This is a genomic window from Xenorhabdus sp. SGI 60 (assembly GCF_056632175.1).
Window position 1 is genome coordinate 4,187,758 of sequence record NZ_CP196860.1, and the last position, 6,000, is coordinate 4,193,757.

A 6,000-nucleotide genomic window follows, 5' to 3' on the forward strand; every position below is an offset into this window, starting at 1 on the left:
GTTTAACATCTGTTTAATATTCGTAAAAACTATTTCTTTTTTTAAAGAGAGAAGAGAAAGAGGGGGACCAAGAACATCCAGGAGGATGACTAAAAAAACAAATTTTTCACTCTATAAGAAAAAAAAAAAAATTCTCTAAAGGGTCTCGCATCATTACCCGTTCTAAAAAAAGGAAAAACCCCCACAAAAAAAAAACCCAAGGGAATAATCCCCTACACCAAAAATACATGGGGAAAAGATCCTCTTAAAAAAATTTTTTGGTTTTTTCTATTATAATATTTACTTAACCCCTTTAGCCCTTCCCCATACACCAAATACAACCCCCTCACCCCCACCCCTCCCACAAAACCCCCCCCCCCCAAATACCTTTGACATTTCTTGGATCCGCCCAAGACCCCAAACCACCCAGGTCTCCCCCAAATTTTTCTCCCTACCTCCCCTTACATAACGTTCTCTCTCGCTGCCAATTTGTGCGATTAATGATTGGCATTGACTTTAATTTATGGACTTTATTGCAATTTCACTTCCCAATACAAAAACTGGAAAAAATCCGCCCAAGTAAATCATCAGAGGTAAATTCACCGGTGATTTCACTCAATGCTTGCTGTGCCAAACGCAGTTCTTCTGCTAACAGTTCCCCTGAACGGGCGAAAACCAACTGTTGATGGCCTTCCTGCAAATGTTCTGCCGCGGTATTCAATGCCTGCAAATGACGACGACGGGCAAGGAAGCCGCCTTCTGTATTGCTGTTGAATCCCATGGTTTCTTTTAGGTGATCGCGCAGAAAACCGATACCTTCCCCATCACGGGCAGAAAGGCGAATTAATGTATAGCCACTGGTTTCTGCAACGCCCGTTTCTTCCCCCGTCATATCTGTCTTATTACGAATGACGGTAACAGGCAGCGATTCTGGCAGCTTAACCATAAATTCCGGCCAGATTTGTGCAGGCTCAACGGCATCGGTTGTCGTACTGTCAACCATAAACAGTACCCGATCCGCTTGCTCAATTTCCTGCCATGCCCGCTCAATACCAATACGCTCCACTTCATCACTGGCTTCGCGCAATCCTGCCGTATCAATCACATGCAACGGCATTCCATCAATATGGATATGTTCACGCAAAACATCGCGCGTTGTCCCTGCAATATCTGTCACAATTGCAGCTTCACGGCCTGCCAGTGCATTAAGCAAACTGGACTTACCCGCATTCGGACGCCCTGCAATGACGACTTTCATGCCTTCGCGCAACAAACTGCCTTGACGCGCCTGTGAACGAACGTGCTCCAGTTCTGCGATCACTTCATCCAACTTGGCTTCTATCTTGCCATCGGAAAGGAAATCAATTTCTTCATCGGGAAAATCAATCGCGGCTTCAACGTAGATCCGCAAGTTAGTCAGCGTTTCTACCATTTCATGGACTTGGCTAGAGAATGCACCTTGCAGAGAGTTCATCGCGGAACGTGCGGCCTGTTCAGAGCTGGCGTCGATCAAATCCGCAATGGCTTCTGCCTGTGCCAGGTCAAGTTTATCATTGAGAAAAGCTCGTTCAGAGAATTCACCAGGGTTGGCAATACGTACACCGGAAATCGCCAGAATACGCTTTAACAGCAAATCCAGAATAACCGGCCCACCGTGCCCTTGAAGCTCCAGAACATCTTCCCCCGTAAATGAGTTAGGGCCGGGGAAGTAAAGTGCAATACCTTGATCAAGTACAGAGCCATCCGTATCACGGAAGGGCAGGTAATCGGCATAACGCGGTTTTGGGAGTTTGCCCAATACCACCTCAGCAACTTCCGCAGCCTTAGGGCCAGAAATACGCAGAATGCCTACACCGCCTCGTCCCGGAGGAGTGGCCTGAGCGACTATCGTATCGGTGGTATTCATGAAATTCTCTCTTTCGACCTAGGTTTGTTATCTTTCAAAACTAAAATAATAAAGGCGGCCAATGACCGCCTTCCACTTATATTTTTAAAAAACAGCTATTTTAAAAAACCAGCTACTTTTTCTCGCGGGTATGCAAACCACGTTTTTCCAGACTGCGGAAAATAACTTGCTGCTGGATAATGGTAACCAGGTTACTGACGATGTAGTACAGCACCAGACCAGATGGGAACCACAGGAAGAAAACCGTGAACATAACAGGCATATAGGTCATGATTTTCTGCTGCATTGGATCAGTCACGGTAGTCGGTGACAGTTTCTGGATAACAAACATGGTCACACCCATCAGCAATGGCAGGATGTAGTAAGGATCTTGAGCAGACAAGTCCTTAATCCAACCAATGAATGGGGCATGGCGCAACTCAACAGAACCCATCAACATGTAATACAATGCCAAGAAGATTGGCATCTGAATCACCAGAGGTAAACAGCCACCCAGCGGGTTCACTTTTTCTGTCTTATACAGCGCCATCATTTCCTGGCTCATGCGCTGGCGATCATCACCAAAACGCTCACGCATTGCCGTGATTTTTGGCTGCAACAGCCGCATTTTCGCCATTGAGGTGTATTGCGCCTTGGTCAGCGGATACATGATACCGCGCACGATAAAGGTAATCGCAATAATGGAGAAGCCCCAGTTACCGATGAACTCATGCAGGAATTTCAGCAACTTGAATAACGGCTGAGAAATAAACCACAACCAACCGTAATCCACGGTCAGATCCAGATGAGGTGCAACTGCCGCCATTTTGTCCTGAATTTCAGGGCCAACCCACAGGGTAGAAGAGATATTCTGCTGGCTGTTCGGCGCAATATTGATGTCTTCCCCTTTGTACCCGATGATCGCCATTTTTTGGTTTTTCAGGTCTTTGGTATAGAAAGTACTGGTTTTGCCTTCTCCCGGAACCCACGCAGTGGCGAAATATTGCTGGAGCATTGCTACCCAGCCGCCTTTTGTGGTCACGGAAAGCGCTTTGCTTTCAATATCATCAAATTTGTATTTTTCGTATTTTTCTTCATCAGAAGAGTAAGCAGCACCACGATAAGTATGCAGAGCAAAGTTGCTGCTGCCAGTATCACGATGTTTTGGCAGCTCAACGCTCTGCTTCAACTGACCGAAAAACGCCATCTGTAATGGTTTATCGGTGACGTTATTGACGTTGTAATCAACAGAAACTGCATAGTCGCCCCGTTTTAAAACGAAGGTTTTGACATAAACAACGCCGTCCGGCGCGGTATAAGTCATTGGAATACGCAAGTCATTCTGACCCTCAGCTAAAACAAAACTATTCTGAGTGGCATGATAAAGCGGGCGTTCAGTTTGATTATCGGGACCATTGATACCCGTTAATCCACTTTGAGCCTGATAAGTGAATTCAGGGGTTGTTTCCAGCAATTTGAACGGAGTTTTGGAACCGAGAGTATCAGGATAGGCCAGCAGATCAGCCTCCTCGATATCACCGCCACGGGTATTAATGTGCAATGAAAGCACATCCGTTTTCACGGTGATCAGTTTACCTTGCCCACTGCTTGCTTCGCTACTCAGCGTAGTATTTGCTTGCTGCGTGATCTGGGCCGTTGGTTGTGGGTTTTTATCATTTTCCCACGCCTGCCAGACCAAGAACGAAACAAACAGCAGAGCGATGAGAAGAAGATTGCGTTGCGAATCCATCGTTAATGTTCTCTGTTATCGTCGTTTTTTTTAGGTGGGACAGGATCATCACCACCTTCGTGTAAAGGGTGGCATTTTAATACGCGTTTCACTGTTAACCAACTGCCTTTTATCATCCCAAACCTGCGCAATGCCTCTATGCCATAGTGGGAACAGGTAGGATTGAAACGACAACGAGGCCCCAGAAGTGGACTAATCACTAACTGGTAGCCCCTAATTAAAGCAATCAGGAGGCGCGAGCCAAGCGACAGTGACGACGCCATAATTTGCCCAAAGCTTCCGTTAGCTCACGGTTATCAAGCTCAGAGACCCCTTTCCTCACCAAAACCACAAAATCCATTGGAGGCAATTTATGCTGGTTTAAACGAAAACTTTCACGAGCCAGTCGCTTGATACGATTACGCTCATGGGCGCGTTTAACATTTTTTTTGGCGATGGTTAGACCGATGCGGGGATGCCCCAGCTCATTCAAGCGCCCAAGAAGAGTTATCTCTGCGGAGCTTGCCCGTTGTGGCTGCTGGAAAACATATGTGAAATGCTCGGGAGTTAACAAACGTAACTCCCTCGGAAAAGCGAGCTTAACCACTTGGTTGGTTAGCTTTATTACTTAGAAACAGTCAGACGAGTACGGCCTTTCGCACGACGGCGAGCCAGAACCTGACGACCATTTTTAGTGGCCATACGAGCGCGGAAGCCGTGAGAACGGTTACGCTTCAGTACGGATGGTTGAAAAGTGCGTTTCATAGCGATTTCTACCTAGCTTAAAATTTGTTACTGATTCAGCAAATGCGTTGGCGACCAGTGAGAATAAAGTAGACACCGATGCCTCAGTCGCAACATCAATATATAATAAAGAGGCAGGATTGTAATAAAATGTACTCCCCCTCGTCAATCTAAGATGACGCGAGCCTGACCGCCTCCCTGTCGGATTTTTTACTTCAATCAATCACAGACAGGTCAGACTTTTGCTACCCGAAGCGCTAACCCCAAATCCTCACCAGACCTAACTGGAAAAAATCGTTGGCATAACACGCAGGGTGCAAGATTATACGGACTGTGCAATAAAGCGCAAGGATCATACACCTATCGTTGCATTCTTAATGCGCGATCATAACACTATCGGCATATTGAATTTCAAACGATAGCTAAATGAAGTTTGCTATATGCCATGATTACACTACAGTATCTCTTACGGGCCTTTATATTCTGCAAGTACCAGAAGCGTGGTGATCTCCCTGTGGATAAAAAGCGTCAAAGCTGTGTAAAAGAATGAGGATTTGTGTCGTCTTTTGCGTTATGATCGTTGATCCCGATCCCCGTCTCTCTATATACAGATTATGTGGATCTTTGGGGAGCGATGATGTTAAAAATCGCCACAAGGTACGTGCTCTGTTCCTCGTCACCTGAGAAACAGAGAGGAATAACACCTTGTGCCCTATATAACGTATCTTTTATTCCGGTTTCTTTTATTAGTCTTGTTTTAGGGGAGTTCGCCGTGTCACTTTCGCTTTGGCAGCAATGTCTTGCCCGATTGCAGGATGAGTTACCTGCCACAGAATTCAGTATGTGGATACGACCCCTTCAGGCAGAACTGAGTGATAACACTTTGGCTCTCTATGCCCCCAACCGTTTTGTGTTGGATTGGGTGAGGGAGAAATATATTAATAATATCAATTTGTTATTAAATGATTTCTGTGGTCCTGAAGTACCTTTACTGCGTTTTGAAGTAGGGAATAAGCCTGTTTCACCAAACCAGTCTCCATCTCAGAAAATCATTGCCGATATGCCGGTGGCTGCTGTACCGTCCAGTTCATCAGTACGCCCAAGCTGGGACAACGCAAAAGCCCAGCCAGAGTTATCTTATCGTTCCAATGTTAATCCCAAGCATACATTCGATAACTTTGTTGAAGGTAAATCCAACCAACTCGCCAGAGCTGCCGCCAGACAAGTAGCTGATAATCCTGGTGGAGCATACAATCCTCTGTTCCTTTATGGTGGAACCGGACTGGGCAAAACTCACCTTTTGCATGCTGTCGGCAATAGCATTATGGCACGCAAAGCCAATGCAAAAGTGGTTTACATGCACTCTGAACGCTTCGTTCAGGATATGGTAAAAGCATTACAAAACAATGCCATAGAGGAATTTAAACGTTACTATCGCTCAGTGGATGCTCTACTGATCGATGATATTCAGTTTTTTGCCAATAAAGAGCGATCCCAGGAAGAATTCTTTCACACGTTCAATGCTCTGTTAGAAGGTAATCAACAGATTATTCTGACATCAGATCGCTATCCAAAAGAGATAAACGGCGTCGAAGATCGGTTAAAATCCCGTTTTGGTTGGGGATTGACCGTTGCTATTGAACCCCCGGAGCTGGAGACTCGC

General features: G+C 45.8%; 6 protein-coding genes. 1 reads left to right on the top strand and 5 read right to left on the bottom strand.

The annotated features are described in order from the left end of the window. Window positions 1-520 precede the first annotated feature (520 nt). The 5 genes from mnmE to rpmH form a co-directional block, all read right to left on the bottom strand. Window positions 521-1,885, bottom strand: coding sequence for a tRNA uridine-5-carboxymethylaminomethyl(34) synthesis GTPase MnmE (gene mnmE / locus ACSJJG_RS19915; RefSeq protein WP_481090330.1), 1,365 nt, complete (start codon window positions 1,883-1,885; stop codon window positions 521-523). A 112-nt stretch (window positions 1,886-1,997) separates the two neighbouring features. Further along, a complete protein-coding gene (yidC, locus tag ACSJJG_RS19920) occupies window positions 1,998-3,614 on the bottom strand; it encodes a membrane protein insertase YidC (protein ID WP_481090331.1) in 1,617 nt (538 codons plus the stop codon). 2 nt (window positions 3,615-3,616) lie between these two features. After that, entirely contained in the window at window positions 3,617-3,877 is a 261-nt protein-coding gene (yidD, locus tag ACSJJG_RS19925; protein ID WP_047771132.1) for a membrane protein insertion efficiency factor YidD, read from the bottom strand. Further along, complete coding sequence (gene rnpA / locus ACSJJG_RS19930) at window positions 3,841-4,200, bottom strand: ribonuclease P protein component (protein ID WP_481090332.1); 360 nt, start codon at window positions 4,198-4,200, stop codon at window positions 3,841-3,843. The genes yidD and rnpA overlap by 37 nt, the downstream gene beginning before the upstream one ends. Before the next feature lie 17 nt (window positions 4,201-4,217). Next, the gene (gene rpmH / locus ACSJJG_RS19935; RefSeq protein ID WP_004093983.1) at window positions 4,218-4,358 is read right to left on the bottom strand and encodes a 50S ribosomal protein L34; all 141 of its coding nucleotides are present in this window, start codon (window positions 4,356-4,358) and stop codon (window positions 4,218-4,220) included. 751 nt (window positions 4,359-5,109) lie between these two features. Between rpmH and dnaA the strand changes: the two genes are divergently transcribed. Then, window positions 5,110-6,000: chromosomal replication initiator protein DnaA (dnaA, locus tag ACSJJG_RS19940; protein ID WP_481090333.1), on the top strand; the 891-nt coding region annotated here is incomplete at its 3' end.